The sequence below is a fragment of the Phycisphaerales bacterium genome (assembly GCA_016716475.1).
Taxonomy (GTDB): Bacteria; Planctomycetota; Phycisphaerae; order UBA1845; family Fen-1342; genus JADJWG01.
Window position 1 is genome coordinate 1,625,102 of the sequence record JADJWG010000001.1, and the last position, 17,290, is coordinate 1,642,391.

A 17,290-nucleotide genomic window follows, 5' to 3' on the forward strand; every position below is an offset into this window, starting at 1 on the left:
CCGATGTGCTCCGTCAAAGCTACGGATCGTGGCGTGTACGTAGGCCGGCAACCAGGAGCAGCCCGTGAGCAAAGTGGCAGTCATCATCCCGGCGGCGGGCGCCGGCAAGCGTTTCGGCGGCGATGTCAAGAAACCCTTCGCCCTGCTCGACAACCGGCCGATTTTCATCCGGTCGCTGGAGTTGTTCATCAACCGCGAGGATGTTTGTCAGACGATTCTGACCGTGGCCCCCGATGATTACGACGTCGTGCGGGAGAAATACGCCGCCAACATCATGATTCTCGGACTCAAGCTCGTGCGGGGTGGCACGGAACGCTACGCCTCGGTTGCGGCGGCCCTGGCCGAGCTGGATCCGGCCGCAGAACTCGTCTGCGTACATGATGCCGTGCGGCCTTGCGTTCTCGAAAGCTGGATCGACAAGGTGTTCGCCGAGGCCGGCAAGAGCGGGGCAGCGATCCTGGCCGCTCCGCTCTCGGGCACGATTAAGCGGGTTTCGGGGGCCGGTGTGATTGACGAAACGGTGCCACGCGCGGGTCTCTACGAGGCCCAGACGCCGCAGGTGTTCCGGCGCGATCTGCTCGAACGCGCGTACGCCGAGCGCCCGCAGGATTTTCACCCGACCGATGATGCCGAACTCGTCGAACGGCTCGGACATGGGGTCACCATCGTGCCGACGGATCGACGTAATCTGAAGATCACCCAGCCGGGTGACATCTCCTTGGCCGCCGCCCTGGTGAAGGAAATGGGGCGCAAGATCAAGGGGGCTCCCTTGGGCGCATTCGATGAGGCCCAGTGGTAAACGCGCACGGAACCGACTAAACTGATAACGTCGGAGGATTCTGCGGCCTGCCTGTCGAGGTCATCGCCGGGCGCGCCCGGGTCGGGTGTTAGCTTGACCCATCGTTGCGAACGCGGAGACTGGCGGTTGCGATGAGGCACAACCCAACGTGGCGGCATGGTTCTTCGACGGGGTTCGGGTTCTCGGTACAACTTGCCCTGATCCCGATCTGCGCGCTGGGCCTGGGTTGTTCGGGCACGGCATGGACCGGCTGGCCGGGCACCTCTGGTCAGGCACCCGCTGCGACCGGTACGACACTCACCCTCACACCCACCAGCCCGCCCGCCGCCACCACGACCCCTGAAAGTCGCAACCGAATCGAGCTCGCCCCCTCCAACCCAAGTGACGAACGCGTGTTCCAGGCCCGGATCGACGTTTCGGTCACCGTACTTTACGTGCAGGTTCCGAGCCATGCGCGTGCGGCCCTCGAACCTCTTTGGAACCACCTGCGCGAGGACGTGCTCGACGCCGCAACAGAGCAGCGCATTCGGCAGAACGGCCTGCGTATCGGCTTCGGACACGACGAGTGGTGGCCCGCCGTCAAGGCCACGCTCGACGCGGTGCCGGGCACCCGCGTGCTGACCATGGACCCCCTGATCCTGCCGCCCCATCATCCGCTGGCGCTCGAACTTGACCAGCGCCCGCGCGAACAGACGTTGTTCGTAATGGGTACGGACGGCGTTCTTACGGGGGAGACCTGGCCGCAAAGCCGTAACGTGTTGCGGGTCGTCCACGAGTTGGACCTCACCCGTCCCGAGCGCGTCCGGTTGCACATCACGCCCGAAGTGCGGCAGCGGCTGGAGGGTTTTCGCTGGGTGCGCGGTGAGGGCGGTTTCTCACAGGTTCCACAGTACAACGGCCGCAGCTTCTGGGAGGCCGCCTTTTCGGTGAACCTCGGTCCCGGCGAGTTTCTGTTGCTCGCCCCCGCGGAGATGGCCGATGTGTACGGCATTCTTGGCGGAGCGTTGCTCACGCGGGAGGAGGATGGTGTCCGCCACGACTCTTATGTGTTCCTGCGCGCGGATGTAAACCATGTCTCCTATCGTAACTAGCGCAAGTGCCACCGGCCGGCTCGATGCGGGCTACCTCGAGAGTCTGTTTCTCAGCGCGGGTCTGGGCATCATCGCGTGCAATAATGAGGCCGAGATCGTCGCCGCCAATCCCGCGGCGACGCGGCTGTTCGGCGGGACCGACCGCCGGCTTCATGGCCCGGTGGCCGCGCTCTTTGCCGAGGCCGACCGCGAAGCTGTCGAGCAGATGTTTGACACCGTGCGGACGACTTTCGAACCGCTCGAGTTTCGTACACGCATCGGTGGTACCGATGCGGACCCGCTCGAATACGCCGTCTGGTTCACGCCCGTTCTGGATGCCGACGCCACCGTACGCGGCGTCTCTCTCTGGTTCCGGGATGTGACCGAGCGGATGCGGCTGCGGCGCACGCTGAAGGAGCGCGAGCGGCTGGCCTCGCTCGGCACACTTTCGCGTGGCGTGGCACACCACTACAACAACCTGCTCTGCTGCATCGCCACCAGCGTGGAATACGCGATCAACATGAACACGACCAGCGCGATGCGCCGCGCGCTGCAACGCACGGCGGACGCCGTCGGGCGAGCCGCCCAGATGACTCGCCAACTGCTGGCCTTTGCCCAGGCCGACCACAGCGAAGGGGACCTCAGCGATCTGACCGAAACCGTGCTTTTCTACTGCGACGAGAACGAGCAACGCCTCGCGCAGCAGCACATCAAGCTGCTCGTTGACTGGCAGATGCTGCCCATTGTCCCCGTCCGCCGCGACCAGGTCATGATCATTATGAGCAATATCGTCGATAACGCGCTCGACGCGATGCCGAGCGGTGGTACGCTGGCCGTGACACTCGCCCGACGCGACGAGAACAGTGTGGCGCTATCCATCACCGACACGGGCGAAGGGGTAGATCCGCGCTATATCGAGCGCATCTTCGAGCCGTTCTTCACCACCAAGGGGGCACTGGGACAGGGGGCGGGACGCAACGCCGGCATGGGGTTGGCCGTGGTGCATGGTCTGGTGGGCGAAATGCACGGCTCCATTACCGTTTCCAACATTCCGGGGCAGGGGGCCCGTTTTGATATCGTGCTCCCGGTGCAGCGCTAGCCATGTTACGCCGTCCGCGCGGGGGGCTGCGGGTATTCCTCCACCTCTGGGCCGCCCCGGCGACATTGCTTGGACTCGTACCCGTTCCGCTCGTGCTGTTGCAGCAGGGCTCCGTGCGCATCGTGGGCGGCGTTCTCGAAGTCCACGGCGGCGTGGTCACCAGACTGCTGCGCGGTCCCCTGCCGGGGGTCGGTTCCGCTGCCGCCCTGACGTTGGGCCATGTCGTCTGGGGGCTCGATCGACAGACCCTTGACCGCACGCGGGCACACGAGCGCATCCATGTGGCTCAGTACGAGCGCTGGGGACCCTGCTTCCTCCCGGCGTATCTCGGCGCCAGTCTGCTGGCATGGTTGCGCGGCCAGCATCCGTACCTTGACAATCCCTTCGAACGCGCCGCTTTCGAGGCGACCACCACGGATCGTCCGGCCTGAGCGGCGCGGCGGGCAGGGTTGCACCGGCGGCACTCTGGGCGGACAATGAACCGCTTGCGCGGCCGCCAAACGACGCACCGCGCCTGGCACTCACCCTCACGAGAGACGGTCGCATGGAAACGCTGCCGCGGTTTCTGACGGATTTCGCGCCGCTCGCGGGGACGATCAAGGCGGATTACACCGACTTCGTCGTGGAGGAAGTTCCGCTTTACCCGGCCGACGGGGAGGGTCCGCACACTTACTTCTGGCTGGAAAAAGCCGGGCTCTCCACATTCCAGGTCGTGCAGGACCTGGCCCGCGCATTAAGCATTCGCCGGCACCAGATTGGCTTCGCCGGCCTGAAAGATGCCCGCGCCGTCACGCGGCAATGGTTCTCCATCGAACATCTTGAGCCGGAGCGCCTGCAAGCACTGGAATTGCCACGGATTCGCATCCTGGCCATCACCCGACACCGGAACAAGCTGCGCCTGGGACATTTGCGCGGCAATCGTTTTGTGATACGCGTGCGCGATACCGATGCGGGTCGCGGTGACGAGGCGCGGGCGGCTCTCGCCCGCCTCACCGCGCAGGGGGTGCCGAATTACTTCGGCGAGCAACGCTTCGGCTACCGCGGCGATACATGGGAGATCGGGCGCGCCCTGGTGGCCGGCAACCCCGACGAAGCCATGGACCTTATTCTCGGCCGCCCTGGTCCCGCCGATCACGGCACCATTCGTCGTGCCCGCGAGGACTACGACGCCGGACGTTACGAAGAGGCCGTGCAGCATTGGCCCCGGATGTTCCGCAACGAACGGCAGGCGCTGCGTGCGATTGCCAACAACAAGGGCAAGAAGCGCCGCGGGCTTTGGGCCTACGACCGCAGTGCAAAAGCGTTTTTTGTATCCTCCTTTCAATCCTACCTGTTCAACGAAGTGGTGCGGACCCGCCTGCCGCATGGGTTGGGGCAGCTCTGGCTGGGTGATCTGGCCTGTCGACATGGTCCGAATGCCGTCTTCCGCGTCGAGGACGTGGCCCGGGAACAGCCGCGGGCGGACTCCTTCGAGATCAGCCCCACCGGTCCGTTGTTCGGATACCGGATGACAGAAGCCCAGGGTGCCGCGGGCGAAATGGAAGCGGCCGTGTTGAAGGCGGCCGGACTGACGCTGGACCGTTTTCACCAAGAGGGGGTGCGCACCAAGGGGGCACGCCGCGCCTTGCGGTTTCGCCCGGCAGATACAGAGCTCACGCTTGGCGCGGACCTGCGCGGTCCCTATCTTCAACTGGGCTTCACACTACCGCGTGGGTGCTATGCCACAGCGCTGCTGCGAGAGCTGTTCCGGCCCGAAGCGGTAACCGCGGCGGCTCCGGAAGCGGAGGGTGCCGACGTTTCCGACACATCGGATTGATGGTGGTGTGAACGACGTAACACGAGGCGAGGCAGGCATGCGCAACGAGCCGGTTCTGGATTGGAACCGTCTGCTGGACAGGGTACGGGCCTATGAACCCGACTTGTACCGCTCATGGTTCAAGGATCTCGAAGCCGCGCAGCCGGAACGCGGCGAACTGGAGGTGCGCGCCGACGATCTTTCGCACGTTCAGTATCTTGAGCGCCACTGTCGACCCGTGTTTCTGCGTGCGGCCCAGGAGTTAACCGGACTGCTTGTGGTGGTGCGGTTCGTAGGACGGGAAACCCGCGGTCCCGTGCTGCTGGCAACCAACCGGCCAGCAGTCCTGGCACAATTCGGGCTCAGCGCGGACTTCGTCTTCGACCAGTTTGTGGTCGGGCCGTCCAATCGGCTGGCCCATGCGGCCTGCGGCGCCGTCTGCAACCAGCTCGGCACGTTGTACAACCCCCTTTTTCTGCACGGGGCCTCGGGGCTCGGTAAAACCCATCTCCTGCAAGCCACCTGTACGGAGGTCCTGAAGCGTGACGGTACCCGGCAAGTCACCTATGTGACCTGCGAAAGCTTCGTCAATGACTTTGTGCAGGCCATGGCCGCGGGCGCGCTCCCGATTTTTCGTGAAAATGCGCGGGCCTCTGACCTCCTGGTCATCGACGACGTACAGTTCCTCGCCAACCGTGAATCCAGCCAGGAAGAACTCTTCCACACGTTCAACGCGCTCTATCAGAGCGGAAAGCAGATTATCCTCTCGGCCGACACGCCGCCGAACGAGATCCCTACGCTGGAAGACCGCCTCGTCAGTCGTTTCAACTGGGGCCTCGTCGTTCAGATCGATCCACCGAGCCGCGAAACTCGTCAAGCCATCCTGCACAAGAAGGCCCGACTGCGCGGCGTAGAGGTTCCTGACGAGGTCATCGACGTCATCGCTGAACACGTGGAGGCGAACATCCGGCTCCTGGAAGGCGCCCTTACACGATTAATCACGATGACCCAACTCGAGGGCCGCCCCCTGACCGTTGAAACCGCGCGCGAGGTACTTTCCAGCTATGCCACATCGAAGCGTGAGCAGCGCCCCCTCCGCGTGAGTGAAATTCTCGAGGTCGTGAGCAAGCACTACGGCGTCCGGTTGCAGGACCTCCTCGGGCGAAAGCGCACCCGTTCTATCAGCCACCCGCGCCAGGTGGCCATGTACCTCGCCCGGCGCCTGACACCCCTCAGTCTGGAAGAGATCGGCATGCATTTCGGAGGACGAGACCACTCCACCGTTTTACATGCCGAGGCCCGGGTCGAGAACGAGCGCACGAATGTCCGCGAACTGGCACACACCCTTCAGCAGCTCACGCACCAACTTTTGACAAGAGGGTGATTAGAAACCTGTGCCCGGCTGTCGCTCCACCGGGTACGGGAGCCAGGCACCACCGCAACCGGTGGGCATGGACCGTTATCTGGTGGGATTGTCAGGTGAACTGTCGCGCAACAGAACCTGTGCGCAACAGCGGGAAGAAACCGTTAACTCCTTCCTTCTACTGAAGATAGGGCACTTACAGACCAAACTTGTGACGTATTGACAGAACAGAAGAAGGACGAGAGAAGATATCTTTATCGTGGTCTCAGTAAGAAGAAACGCATCTCACACCGCGAACTCCCCCGGCGCCGGCATGACGACCGGCGAGCATGCCGCTATTTTGGGCTTGTGCTGCTCGATGTTGACCGATTGGAATTGACCTTCGATACGGCCGCTGGTCCGGTTCGACCCGTGGTTGACGTCACGTTGGGGGTGAGCCGTGGTGAGACACTGGCGTTGGTCGGGGAGTCTGGCTCCGGCAAGAGTCTGACAGCGCTGGCGGTGTTGCAACTCCTGCCGCCGCGGTGCCGCCTCACGGCGGGCAATGTGCGCTTTGCAGGGGAAGACCTGTCCCAGTGGTCGGAGAAGCGGCTCCGTGCGTTCCGGGGGAACCGTGTTGCGATGATTTTTCAGGAGCCGATGACGAGTCTGAACCCACTCATGACCGTGGGAGCGCAGATTGAGGAGACACTCATCGTCCACCGATCCCCGGGCAGCCAGATGGCGCGCGCCCGGGCGCTGGGATTGTTACGACAAGTGGGCATTCCTGCCCCCGAACAACGCTATCGGGAGTACCCACACCAGCTTTCAGGCGGCATGCGTCAACGCGTGATGATTGCGATGGCACTGGCATGTGAGCCGGAGTTACTGCTCGCGGATGAGCCCACAACCGCGCTGGATGTCACTGTGCAGGCCCAGATTCTGGCGCTTTTGCAGGACCTCCAACGGCAGATGGGGCTGGCGATGTTGTTCATCACCCACGACCTGGGCGTAGTGTCGCAGATCGCGCATCGAGTGGCGGTCATGTATTCCGGACGCATCGTTGAAACCGCCCCGGTGTCAACCCTGTTCACGGCTCCCCGTCATCCTTACACCCAGGGCCTGCTTCGGGCGACGCCGCATTTGATAGAATCTGTCCTGACCGGATCTCCACACACACCGTTTCCGAGTGTCGCGTCGCGGCACCTGCCCGTCATTCCCGGTGACGTGCCCGAACCGCGCGCCCGCCCGCCGGGCTGTGCGTTTCACCCGCGCTGTCCGCTCGGGCACACCGACGAGCGCTGCCGTACCCAATTGCCGCTCTCAGAACAGGTTGCCGCGGGGCACTGGTCTGCGTGCTGGCTTGCGACGGGTGAGAGCCCACGGAATGTCACCCGGTGAGGCCTGGGGCCATGGCACGCGGTGAGGGGCTGCCCCTATAATTCGCACCCATGTTCGGTGGCACATACGATTGGCGTACCTTGGGTACGATTGCCGCACTGGCGCTCGTTTTTCAAAGCGGCCGCCCGCCCGGAGAGTCCGAACAGCAGGTCTTTGACCCGCGTACGGGGGAATGGGTGCTCCTCGACCCGCTTGCGGTACTTCCGAGTGAAGGCACCTTGGCTGAAGCTCGTGACCTGCTCGCAGCCGGTCGGCCCGGGCGCGCCCGGGCGGTGCTGCGGGCATTTCTGCGTGAAAATCCGGACGACGACCAGTATTACGAAGCGATCTTCCTGCGCGGCGAAACGTACTTCGAGCAAAAGAACTTCTGGAAGGCCGCGGAGCAGTACAGCAGTGTGGCCGAGAACACTTCGGGTGAGTTATTTGCACTGGCCAACCAGCGTACGGTCGACGTAGCCCGGGCTTTCCTGTCCGGTGAGCGGCGGCTCATTTGGGGCTTCCTGCCGATGCCCGCGTACGATGAGGGCGTAGAGCTTCTCGACCAGGTCTGGCAGCGTATGCCGGGCACCCGGTTGGGCGAGTTGGCCCTGAAGTTGAAGGCCGATTACTTGTTTGACAACGGCGACCTCGGGCTGGCCCAGGACGAGTACGCGTTCCTCATCGAGCAGTACCCCAGCGGGCGGTTTGTGCAGATTGCCATGCTGCGCGCGGCCGAAGCCGCCAACGCGGCGTTTCCGGGCATCAAGTACGACAGCATGCCGCTGGTTGAAGCCGAAGCACGCTACCGCCTGCTGGCTGGCACCTTCCCGGTCTTCGCGGAACAGGAGCAGGTGGCCAGCCGTCTCGATGGCATTCGCCAGCAGCGTGCCGAGAAGGACTTGTACGTTGCCGATTGGTACCGTCGCACGCGTCAACCGAGCGCGGCGGAGTACTACTATCGGCTGGTACTGGCGGATTACCCCGAGACGCTCGCCGCGGCCGATGCCCGTACGCGGCTACGAGCCCTTGGGGGGCGGCAGGATGACCTTGAAGCGCGCCCGGTCGAGAATGGTGTTCCGGGAGCACCGCCGCGTGAAGGGGTTGTCGGACCCGGCCCGGCACAGGAGGACGGGCAATCATGAAATCTGCACTGCTGATCGCGGTGTTCGCCGGTATCGCCGGGGGGGCTTGCGGGTGTGGCTATCGCGCGGGCGGCCCGTACCGCACCGATTTCCAGACGGTTTACGTGGACATGTTCGGGTCACGGGAGTTTCGCCGCGATCTTGAATTCATGCTGCTGGAGGCCGTGAAGAAGCGCATCTCGATGGATACGCCTTACCGTCTGGTCGATGGAACCCAAGCGGATACCGTGCTCGTGGCCGAAGTTCGTGAAGAGCGGCAGACGGCGTTTGCGCCGGATTTTCGGACGCGCGAGCCGCGCGACAAGACCCTGACCCTCGTGGTGCAGGTGCAGTGGAAGGATGTGCGAACCGGGCGCATTCTGGTCGATCATCCGGCCATCATCCAAGCGGTGGATTACCTGCCCACGGCCGGTGAAAGTGAGCGGTTGGCACAGGAACGGGCCATCGACCGTCTCGCGGCCCGGATCGTGGCTACGATGTATGAGGCGTGGTGACTCGAGCCGGGTTTCCCCGCGATGGGCGACGAACGTATGCCGGATGAGCAGCAATCCAACCAGCGACCGCGCGGCGAGGGTGATGGCGGCAATGGCGGTCCGCCGCGTCCGCCCGGGCGGATGAACCGCGGCCTGTTGTCGTGGATTTTCATCGTCGGCCTGGGACTCATGGTGGTCGTCATGCTCAGCCAGAGCATGAACCCCGTGAACGAAATCCCCATGAATGCCTTCTGGACGCACGTCGCCGAGGGCGAGGTCCAGCGGGTGGTGTTCAAACCGGACCTGCTCACTGGGGAGTTCTACAAGGCGCCGCCTTCCGCCAAGCACAACACCACGCGCTTCCAGGTGAAGTATCTCGGCCTGGTGCATGAAGTGGAGTCGATTCGCAAGGGGCTGAAGCAGGACTCCCCACGCGAGATCATCGTAACCAGTGATCCTTCCAGCAACCTGTTGATGAACATCCTGCTGGCCATCATTCCGTGGCTCCTGCTCTTTGCACTCATCTGGTTCCTGTTGTTCCGCCAGTTGCGCCAGACCGGCGGCGGGGCTGGCATGCTCGGCAACTTCGGCCGCAGCCGCCACCGCATTCTGACCAAGGAACACACCAGTATCACCTTCAACGAGGTGGCCGGTATCGAGGAAGCCAAGGAGGAAGTCTACGAAATCGTGGAGTTCCTCAAGAACCCGAAGCGGTTCCAGCGGCTGGGCGGACGGATACCGCGCGGCGTGCTGCTGGTGGGGGAGCCCGGCTGCGGCAAGACGCTGCTTGCCAAGGCGATCGCCGGCGAAGCCGACGTGCCCTTTTTCTCGATCAGCGGTTCGGATTTTGTCGAAATGTTCGTGGGTGTGGGGGCGTCGCGCGTTCGTGATCTGTTCCGCCAGGCAAAGGAAAACTCCCCCTGCATTGTGTTTCTCGATGAGATTGATGCGGTCGGGCGCCGCCGCGGAATGGGCTACAACGGTGGCGGCCACGATGAGCGCGAACAGACGCTCAATGCGATCCTTGTCGAGATGGATGGCTTCGACAGCAACGACCAGGTGATTGTCGTGGCCGCGACCAACCGTGCGGACGTGCTTGACCCCGCCCTGATTCGGCCGGGCCGTTTTGACCGCCAGGTCTTTGTGCCACTGCCGGATGTGAAGGGGCGCCTTGAAATCCTGCGGGTCCATGCGCGCAAAGTGAAGATTCAGCCGCCGCTCGATCCCAAGCTCACGCGCGTGGCGCGTGGCACACCGATGTTCAGCGGCGCCGACCTCGCCGCGATCATCAACGAGGCGGCCCTGCTCGCCACGCTCGCCGGCAAGGATGCCGTCGAGCTCGAAGACCTCGAAGAAGCCCGCGATAAGGTCCGTTGGGGGCGTGCCAAGCGTAACCGCGTCGTGGATGATCGTGATCGCCTGCTGACGGCATATCACGAAGCCGGACACGCCCTCGTGCAATCGCTGCTGAAAGATGCGGACCCGGTTCACAAGGTCAGTATCATCCCGCGCGGACCCTACGGCGGAGCGACCTTCTCCCTGCCCGAGAAGGACCGCATGACCTACAACCGCTCGTATGTGGAGGCGACCCTGCGCGTACTCTGTGCTGGCCGCATTGCGGAGGAAGTTCTTGGCCAGGACATGAATTCCGGGGCTTCGGGTGATATCCGGCAGGCAACCCAGATGGCCCGCATGATGGTCACAGAATGGGGCATGAGCGATCAGCTCGGCTTCGTCTATTACGGTGACGAGCCCCTGACGCGTCGCGGCCAGGTTGATTTCGGGCTGGGGCGCGAGTTTTCCGATAAGACCACCGAGGTGATCGACGCAGAGGTCAAGCAGATCATCGGGCGGGCCTACGAAGACACGCGCCGGATCCTGCATGAAAATCGCACCAGTCTGGAGAATATCGCCCAGGCCTTGCTGAAGTATGAAACCCTCAGCGGCGAGGAAGTACGCCAGATCATGGCCGGTGAAACCATCGACCGCCCGACCGTGGCGGATCTCATCGCGGCGGAGCAGCAGCGCCGGCCGGACACCACACCGGTAGCGCGGCCCGTGCAGAAGCCGCCGGATGGCGACGCGGGGGCCCTGCCGAGCCCGGCGTGAAGCGCCACTTCGCCCAGGTGTGGGAGTGCCGTGTGAATGATGTGCAGATCGAAATACGGGAAGACCACGGCGTCTTCCTTGTGCGCTTGGATGGTGAGCTCACCGGCCAGCCGGAGCCCGATGTCGTCGGAGCGGTAACGGCACTCTTCGCCGGCCCGGGTACGCGCGTCCTGATCGATCTGGGTGCCTTGCGCTTCATGAACTCCGTCGGCCTCAGTGAGCTGGTGCGGATTACCGCACAGGCCAATACCGAGGAATGCCGCGTAGCGCTGGTGAACCCCACGCCGTTCGTTGCCGGCCTCTTCGGCACCACGCAACTCGACCGCTTCTTCGAGATCGTGCCGACCCTCGCAGAGGCCCTGCAGCGGATGCGCGCCGAACAGCGCCCCTGAACCGGTCCACGCCTTGGGAAACCTACCAGATCCCCCCCCAGCCCCCCGGCTGCCAGGCCAGCCCCAGCCACAAGCCGATCAACAGCAACACGTACCATGCCACCAGGGTGCGCGCTGTTTCCCGTTGTGAACCCTTACGTGGCCAGAGCAACTCCAGCACATAAATTGGCAACACGTAGTAGCGCGGATCGACCAGGTAGTGCGCCCCGACGTAAGCCGCGCCACAAAGAGCCGCCAGGGCCAGCACGCGCCCGTATGGCGCTCCGCGGGCCGCCACCACCAGTGCCGCCCCGATCAGTACGACGGCGGCCGAGAATGCCCATCGCATACCACCATCACGAGTCATCGCGGCCAATGGCCAGTTGCGGAGGTAGTAGGTGTCCAGGTTCCAGGGGTGCGGGTTCGCGAACGCGAGCGCAAGCAGGCCGACCAGGCCCGCGAGAGCCGTGCAACCCGCCGCGCGCAACAACACCGGCTGCCCCGCCACCCGCCAGAGCCCTGGCAATGCGGCTACCCAACGCGGGAACCACAGCAAGCCCAGCGTCAGAATCAGCACGTAGCCCTGGGCGCGGTTGGGCCGCAGTGCATTCTCGACGCTATGGCTCTGTGTGAATCCAACCACCAGCACGTACACCGCGGCGAGCTCGAGTAGGACCATGTACGGCCAGGTCGCCATCACCGCTTGGTGCCAATTCGGGGGTGGGGGTGACGGGGTGCGCGCAGTACGGCCACCCGTGTCGCCGTGGCCCCATCCGACCGCTGCGCGGGACAATCCCGCCCACGGTGCCAGTTGTTCGAGTAGCGCCCACCCGAGGAAGAACAATCCCCAGACCATTGTGGATTGCCGCACCAGGCAGGCGACCAGCAATGCGAGTGCCGCCGCCAGATAACGTCCGCGGACGTGCCAGCCGAATGCCAACAGCACGCCCAGCAGGCACAGGGGTTCCGTGTAGCAAAAGGCGACATAGGGCCATAGCAGTGGGTTGCAGGCGAACAACGCGACCCCCAGTGCGTCCCCCTGCGGCCACCGCGCGCGGAGGACCCAATCCACGACAAAAATCGCGGCGACGGCCACGATGAGGTTCGGCAACCGCAAGACCCACAGATCGGGACCGAAAACGCGCGCAACACCCGCCACGACCAGGTGATAGGTGGGCGGCATGGGAAGCTTGAGCGCTTCCGTCCAGTCTCCCCTGGCCAACCCGAGAATAGCGGGCACATGGTAGGTTTCGTCCGCGGTGAGATCCGGCCGCAGGATCAAGCCCACCAGGTACCACGCAACAAACGCCACGGCGCCGACGAGTCCGACAATGCGGGCGGCGTCGATACGCATGTCACCTGTCCGTGGCGTGCGGTCCCCGGTGCCGGGGCGCTGGGGTCGGCGTTGCGCGGGGCCGCTACGCGCCGAGGTGTCCGTAGAGCCGCGCGATGGCGTCGGCCCCGCGATCCATGTCCGCGATGACGATGTTCTCGTTGGGCCCGTGCGCGTTGCAATTGGGCCCGGCGAAACCGAGCATCAGGCAGTCTGCCTTCAGCACCTGCTTGAAGAGCGCCAGGATCGGCAGCGACCCGCCCTCGCGGATCAGTGCCGGCGTGCGATCAAACGCCTCCTGCAACGCCTGTCGCGCCGCCGCCATCGGAGGACTGTCAAGTGGGGCCACGTAAGCATCCGCTGCACCGTGGTTGAGAATCTCGAGCCGAACGGTGTTCGGACAACGGGTGCGAATGGTTTCGTCGAAGATCTGGCTGAGCCGTTCGCCGCTCTGACTGGGCACCAGGCGCATGCTGACCTTCGCCCCGGCACTGCGCGGAATGATGGTGTTGGCGCCTTCGGCCATAAAGCCGCCATAGATGCCATTCACATCCAGCGTCGGGCGAATCCAGCGACGCTCATTGGTGCTATAGCCCTGCTCGCCGGCGAGCGCGGGGACGCCGATGTCGGCCGCGTAGCGTTGTTCGTTCAGCGGCAGTTCGGCGAGCTGCCCCCGCTCGGCGGCGGACAACTCGTCCACCGTGTCGTAGAAGCCCGGAATCGCGACGCGGCCCTGTGCGTCATGCAGGGAGGCGAGCAGGTGTGCGAGTGCATTGGCGGGATTTGTCAGTGTGCCCCCGAACGAGCCGCTGTGCAGGTCGTGCTTGGGCCCGTGCAGGCGGATTTCCTTGTAGAGCAACCCGCGCGTGCCATAGGTGATCGTCGGCCAGCCGTCTGCGTACATGCCGGTGTCGGAGATCAGGATATGGTCGCAACGCAGCAGTTCAGCATGTTGTCGCAGGAAGGGTCCAAGGTTGGGCGAGGCGATTTCTTCCTCGCCCTCGATCAGAAATTTGAGGTTGATCGGCAGTTTGCCGGTCGTCGCCAGCCACGCGGCCGCGGCCCGCAGGTGTATCAACACCTGCCCCTTGTCGTCGGAAGAACCTCGGCAAATGAGCAGGCCGTCCTTGATGACCGGCTCGAACGGGGCGGCATTCCAGAGGGACAGGTCGCCTTCGGGCTGAACGTCGATGTGGCCATAGACGAGATAAACCGGCTGTCCCGGGTGTTCGCAGCGCTCGGCATAGACGAGGGGGTGGCCGCCCGTCTCGTGCAAGGTGGCCTTGAGGCCGATGCTCGTGCAGAGATCGCGTGTCCACTCCGCGGCGGCCCGCGTGTCAGCATTGTGCTCGGGCTTGGTGCTGATGCTGGGGATGCGGCACAGGTCGCGGGCCCATTCGAGATGGGCGGCCTGGTGCTGTTGTAGGTACGTGGTAAGTTGGTTCACGGTGACACTCCTTGCAACGGCCGCGGAGCTGCCGGCGAGCGCCGCCACCGGGAGCAGGGAGCGTACCGCGGAGACCCCGCCGCGTCCAAAAGAATCGAACCGTATCCACACGGGTGGATGGGGGGCCCGAAGAAGGCGTTCGTGCGGCCTGCGGCCTATTGTCGCCCATCCGACAACAGCTCCCACATGGCCCGTGCACAGCGCCACACCCATAGCAGCGCCGCCAGTGCGAGCACGACCCACAGGGCCACCCCCAGCACGATCGCGAGGAGTGCTACCCACCCGGAACTGCCCTCCGCCAGCCAGATCGTGACTGGCGGGGCCTTATTCACAACCAGCCAGAGAAAGAGCATCCCCAGACCCGACAAGATCAGGAACAGCGCAATCGGAAGCAGGTAAAACAGTGCCCCCAGCGTACGCAGTACCAGCGCGAGCGGCCCCAGGCGCGGACTCACCCAGGTGACTTCTTTAGAAAGATCATGCTGTTCGGTTGCCATCGCTCTGCGCCTCAGCCCAACCACACGCAGTTTACCACGCTTCCAGTTCGCCGACGACTTCTTCGACCAGGTCCTTGACCGTCAGGATGCCCACCGCCAACCCGCTCCGGTCCACAACCACCGCCATCGTCTGGCGCTGCTGCTGCAATTCCAGCAGCGCCGCGGACACCGGCAGCGACTCCGCCAAGGTTGCCAGGGGCCTGACGTGCGCGGCGATCGGACGTTCTTCGGTATCGCTCAGCACGTCGAAGACCGGTACCACACCGACGATCCGCCGGGGCTGCTGCACCCAGACGGGCAGCCGCGAGAAGTGTGCCATCCGGGCTATCCGCAGAAACTCCGCCCGCTCAATGTCGCGCGGCACCGTCGCCGCCCGCGGCAGGCGAATCATGACGTCGCTCACGCGCACCCCGGGAAGGTTCAACACGCGCTCGATCAGGTCGCGCTGGAGCACCGTCAGTCCACCGCGCGCCGCCCCCTCGCGCAGCAGGTGCAGCAACCGCGCCCGCGGCAACAACTCGTGCTCCGGGACGGCCTGGGCCGGGTCCAGCCAGCGCGCGAGCAGCGTCGTCAGTCCCCGCAGAAACCAGACCAGCCCGGTTATCCGCGCAAGATGCTCTGCTCCCACCAGCAGCACACTCAGCCGCGCCAACAGCGCGTTGCTTTCACGGCGAAACCAGTCCTTCGGAATCAGGCCACCGAAGACGAGGATCAGCGGGGTGCAAATGGCCGTTGCATACAGCTCGACCACCGCCGTCGACACCGCGAGGTGCAGCAGCAGGGCCGTCACCGCCGCGGTCGCGAGGTAATCCGCGATGTTTGTCGTGAGCAGCATCGTGATCACCACGTCTTCCGGCCGGCGCAGCAGCCGTTCCAGGCGCTGGGCGGCCCGCTCACCGCGCTCTGTTGCCACGCGCAGCCGTACGCGATCGATGCAGTACAAACCGGTCTCCGAGCCCGACGACAGGGCGCTGAGCAGCAATGCGAATAGCAGCGCCCCCAGGTACAGCAGGATCATCGCTGCACCTCCCCATCATCTTCCTGGGAACGGGCCTCGTTCAGCAGCCGCAGTCGCAACCGCTCGATGCGCCGTTGTGCAACCCGGATCACTTCGAGTTCGATGTTGCCGAAGCGGACTCGGTCTCCCTCTTGCGCCGGTCGGCCGAGCTGTGCCATCACCAGCCCACCGACGGTTGCCACTCGCTCAACCCGCGGCGGCAAGCGAAACGCCTCTACCCAGTAGTGCACGCTCAGGCCACCGCTGATATCGAAGTCCCCGCTTTCCAGCGGTCGGATGTCCGGCTCTTCGCGGTCCTGTGTGTCGTCGATTTCACCCACGATACGTTCGAGCACATCTTCCAGTGTTACCAGCCCGGCCACGCCACCATACTCGTCCACGGCGATGGCGAGTTGCGTGCGGGATTCGCGGAAATGGGCCAGCAGCCGCTCACAAGTGATCAGTTCCGGCACAAAGCGCACCGGTTGCACCAGTTCCTGCAGTGGCCGGTCCGGTTGCAGAAACAACACCTTGGCGTAGACCATGCCGACCACAGCATCCGGCGTGCCGTCATACACGGGGATTTTCTTATAGCGCGTCTCCCGCATCAGCGTGCGGAGCCCCTCGGGAGATTCATTCACATCGTACATGCGCATCGCGACGCGCGGCACCATCACCTCGCGGACGCGTGTGTGGCCGAGGTCGAGCACGGCGCGCAGGAAACTGTCTTCCAACGGGCGCAGGGTGCCTCCGCGGCGGCTCAGTTCGAGCAGCGCTTTCAGTTCGGCGCGGGACAGGTCACCGGTCGGCGGTGCGACTTTCTGCCCTCCGCCCAGCACCACCCGTACGAACGGCTCCGCCAGGGCCACGTCGATGATCTTCCCCACCGGCCCCGCGACGACATCCGCCATTCGCACGACCGTCGCCGAAAGCGGGGCCAGCCGCTCCGCGAGTTTGACCGCGAGCACCTTGGGTACGACTTCCCCGAAGACCACCACCAGTAGAATGCTCGCAACGCCCGAAACCGGCGTTACCCACGGTCCGGCCTGCGCGGCCAGCGACTGAAACAACACGAACGAAGTCGCGAACAGCAGCACGTTGACGGCCGTATTGACCACGAGGATCGAGCGCAGCACTTCCTTCGGCCGCTTCAGGAGGTGGGCCACCAGGCGCCGGAAGGGATTCGCGCTGGCGGCGGCCCGCTCAATCTGCACAGTGGTGAGCGTGAAGAGCACCGTCTCGCTGCCGGAGAAAATGCCCGAGAGCACGACGAGAACAAGCAGCAGCACCGCGTTGGCTGCGAGGGCTACGGCGCCGAGATCGGCTGCGCCCGGTAAGGGCGCAGTGCCGAGAACAGGCGCAACACGAGCCGCCTCAACGAGGATTGGCGGCAACAAGTTCACGGTCAGCGCCCACACGCCGGCAGTGTATCCGCC

Annotated in this window: 16 protein-coding genes; 11 read left to right on the top strand and 5 right to left on the bottom strand. The window is 64.4% G+C overall.

Annotation, left to right across the window (positions count from 1 at the left end):
• Nucleotides 1-64 precede the first annotated feature (64 nt).
• The 11 genes from ispD (at nucleotide 65) to IPM18_06700 (ending at nucleotide 11,601) form a co-directional block, all read left to right on the top strand.
• Complete coding sequence (gene ispD / locus IPM18_06650; protein MBK9119269.1) at nucleotides 65-799, top strand: 2-C-methyl-D-erythritol 4-phosphate cytidylyltransferase; 735 nt, start codon at nucleotides 65-67, stop codon at nucleotides 797-799.
• Nucleotides 800-930: 131 nt separating this feature from the next.
• A complete protein-coding gene (locus tag IPM18_06655; protein MBK9119270.1) occupies nucleotides 931-1,890 on the top strand; it encodes a hypothetical protein in 960 nt (319 codons plus the stop codon).
• A complete protein-coding gene (locus tag IPM18_06660; protein MBK9119271.1) occupies nucleotides 1,871-2,968 on the top strand; it encodes a PAS domain-containing protein in 1,098 nt (365 codons plus the stop codon). The genes IPM18_06655 and IPM18_06660 overlap by 20 nt, the downstream gene beginning before the upstream one ends.
• 26 nt (nucleotides 2,969-2,994) lie before the next feature.
• Nucleotides 2,995-3,399, top strand: coding sequence for a hypothetical protein (locus IPM18_06665; protein ID MBK9119272.1), 405 nt, complete (start codon nucleotides 2,995-2,997; stop codon nucleotides 3,397-3,399).
• 113 nt (nucleotides 3,400-3,512) lie between these two features.
• A complete protein-coding gene (gene truD / locus IPM18_06670) occupies nucleotides 3,513-4,784 on the top strand; it encodes a tRNA pseudouridine(13) synthase TruD (protein ID MBK9119273.1) in 1,272 nt (423 codons plus the stop codon).
• A 37-nt stretch (nucleotides 4,785-4,821) separates the two neighbouring features.
• A complete protein-coding gene (dnaA, locus tag IPM18_06675) occupies nucleotides 4,822-6,147 on the top strand; it encodes a chromosomal replication initiator protein DnaA (protein MBK9119274.1) in 1,326 nt (441 codons plus the stop codon).
• A 261-nt stretch (nucleotides 6,148-6,408) separates the two neighbouring features.
• The gene (locus IPM18_06680; protein ID MBK9119275.1) at nucleotides 6,409-7,506 is read left to right on the top strand and encodes an ABC transporter ATP-binding protein; all 1,098 of its coding nucleotides are present in this window, start codon (nucleotides 6,409-6,411) and stop codon (nucleotides 7,504-7,506) included.
• A gap of 50 nt (nucleotides 7,507-7,556) precedes the next feature.
• Nucleotides 7,557-8,627 (top strand): outer membrane protein assembly factor BamD, encoded by a 1,071-nt coding sequence (gene bamD, locus IPM18_06685; GenBank protein MBK9119276.1) that lies wholly within the window; start codon nucleotides 7,557-7,559, stop codon nucleotides 8,625-8,627.
• On the top strand, nucleotides 8,624-9,121 hold the full coding sequence (locus IPM18_06690) for a hypothetical protein (GenBank protein ID MBK9119277.1): 498 nt from the start codon (nucleotides 8,624-8,626) through the stop codon (nucleotides 9,119-9,121). The genes bamD and IPM18_06690 overlap by 4 nt, the downstream gene beginning before the upstream one ends.
• A gap of 21 nt (nucleotides 9,122-9,142) precedes the next feature.
• Nucleotides 9,143-11,209, top strand: coding sequence for an ATP-dependent zinc metalloprotease FtsH (gene ftsH / locus IPM18_06695; GenBank protein MBK9119278.1), 2,067 nt, complete (start codon nucleotides 9,143-9,145; stop codon nucleotides 11,207-11,209).
• On the top strand, nucleotides 11,206-11,601 hold the full coding sequence (locus IPM18_06700; GenBank protein ID MBK9119279.1) for an STAS domain-containing protein: 396 nt from the start codon (nucleotides 11,206-11,208) through the stop codon (nucleotides 11,599-11,601). The genes ftsH and IPM18_06700 overlap by 4 nt, the downstream gene beginning before the upstream one ends.
• 22 nt (nucleotides 11,602-11,623) lie before the next feature.
• On the opposite strand, the gene IPM18_06705 is transcribed toward IPM18_06700, so the two are convergent.
• The 5 genes from IPM18_06705 to IPM18_06725 all read right to left on the bottom strand — a co-directional run bounded on the left by IPM18_06705 (nucleotide 11,624) and on the right by IPM18_06725 (nucleotide 17,272).
• Nucleotides 11,624-12,934, bottom strand: coding sequence for a hypothetical protein (locus IPM18_06705; protein ID MBK9119280.1), 1,311 nt, complete (start codon nucleotides 12,932-12,934; stop codon nucleotides 11,624-11,626).
• 64 nt (nucleotides 12,935-12,998) lie between these two features.
• Entirely contained in the window at nucleotides 12,999-14,360 is a 1,362-nt protein-coding gene (locus tag IPM18_06710) for a dipeptidase (GenBank protein MBK9119281.1), read from the bottom strand.
• A 155-nt stretch (nucleotides 14,361-14,515) separates the two neighbouring features.
• Nucleotides 14,516-14,857 (bottom strand): hypothetical protein, encoded by a 342-nt coding sequence (locus IPM18_06715; GenBank protein MBK9119282.1) that lies wholly within the window; start codon nucleotides 14,855-14,857, stop codon nucleotides 14,516-14,518.
• 31 nt (nucleotides 14,858-14,888) lie between these two features.
• The gene (locus IPM18_06720) at nucleotides 14,889-15,875 is read right to left on the bottom strand and encodes a DUF21 domain-containing protein (protein MBK9119283.1); all 987 of its coding nucleotides are present in this window, start codon (nucleotides 15,873-15,875) and stop codon (nucleotides 14,889-14,891) included.
• On the bottom strand, nucleotides 15,872-17,272 hold the full coding sequence (locus IPM18_06725) for an HlyC/CorC family transporter (GenBank protein MBK9119284.1): 1,401 nt from the start codon (nucleotides 17,270-17,272) through the stop codon (nucleotides 15,872-15,874). The genes IPM18_06720 and IPM18_06725 overlap by 4 nt, the downstream gene beginning before the upstream one ends.
• Nucleotides 17,273-17,290: the final 18 nt, after the last annotated feature.

Excerpts from the sequence above, each read along its gene's own strand:
- IPM18_06655 (MBK9119270.1), top strand. The coding sequence starts at position 931 with ATGAGGCACAACCCAACGTGGCGGCATGGTTCTTCGACGGGGTTCGGG.
- IPM18_06660 (MBK9119271.1), top strand. The coding sequence starts at position 1,871 with ATGTCTCCTATCGTAACTAGCGCAAGTGCCACCGGCCGGCTCGATGCG.
- truD (MBK9119273.1), top strand. The coding sequence starts at position 3,513 with ATGGAAACGCTGCCGCGGTTTCTGACGGATTTCGCGCCGCTCGCGGGG.
- dnaA (MBK9119274.1), top strand. The coding sequence starts at position 4,822 with ATGCGCAACGAGCCGGTTCTGGATTGGAACCGTCTGCTGGACAGGGTA.
- bamD (MBK9119276.1), top strand. The coding sequence starts at position 7,557 with ATGTTCGGTGGCACATACGATTGGCGTACCTTGGGTACGATTGCCGCA.
- IPM18_06690 (MBK9119277.1), top strand. The coding sequence starts at position 8,624 with ATGAAATCTGCACTGCTGATCGCGGTGTTCGCCGGTATCGCCGGGGGG.
- ftsH (MBK9119278.1), top strand. The coding sequence starts at position 9,143 with ATGGGCGACGAACGTATGCCGGATGAGCAGCAATCCAACCAGCGACCG.
- IPM18_06705 (MBK9119280.1), bottom strand. The coding sequence starts at position 12,934 with ATGCGTATCGACGCCGCCCGCATTGTCGGACTCGTCGGCGCCGTGGCG.
- IPM18_06715 (MBK9119282.1), bottom strand. The coding sequence starts at position 14,857 with ATGGCAACCGAACAGCATGATCTTTCTAAAGAAGTCACCTGGGTGAGT.
- IPM18_06720 (MBK9119283.1), bottom strand. The coding sequence starts at position 15,875 with ATGATCCTGCTGTACCTGGGGGCGCTGCTATTCGCATTGCTGCTCAGC.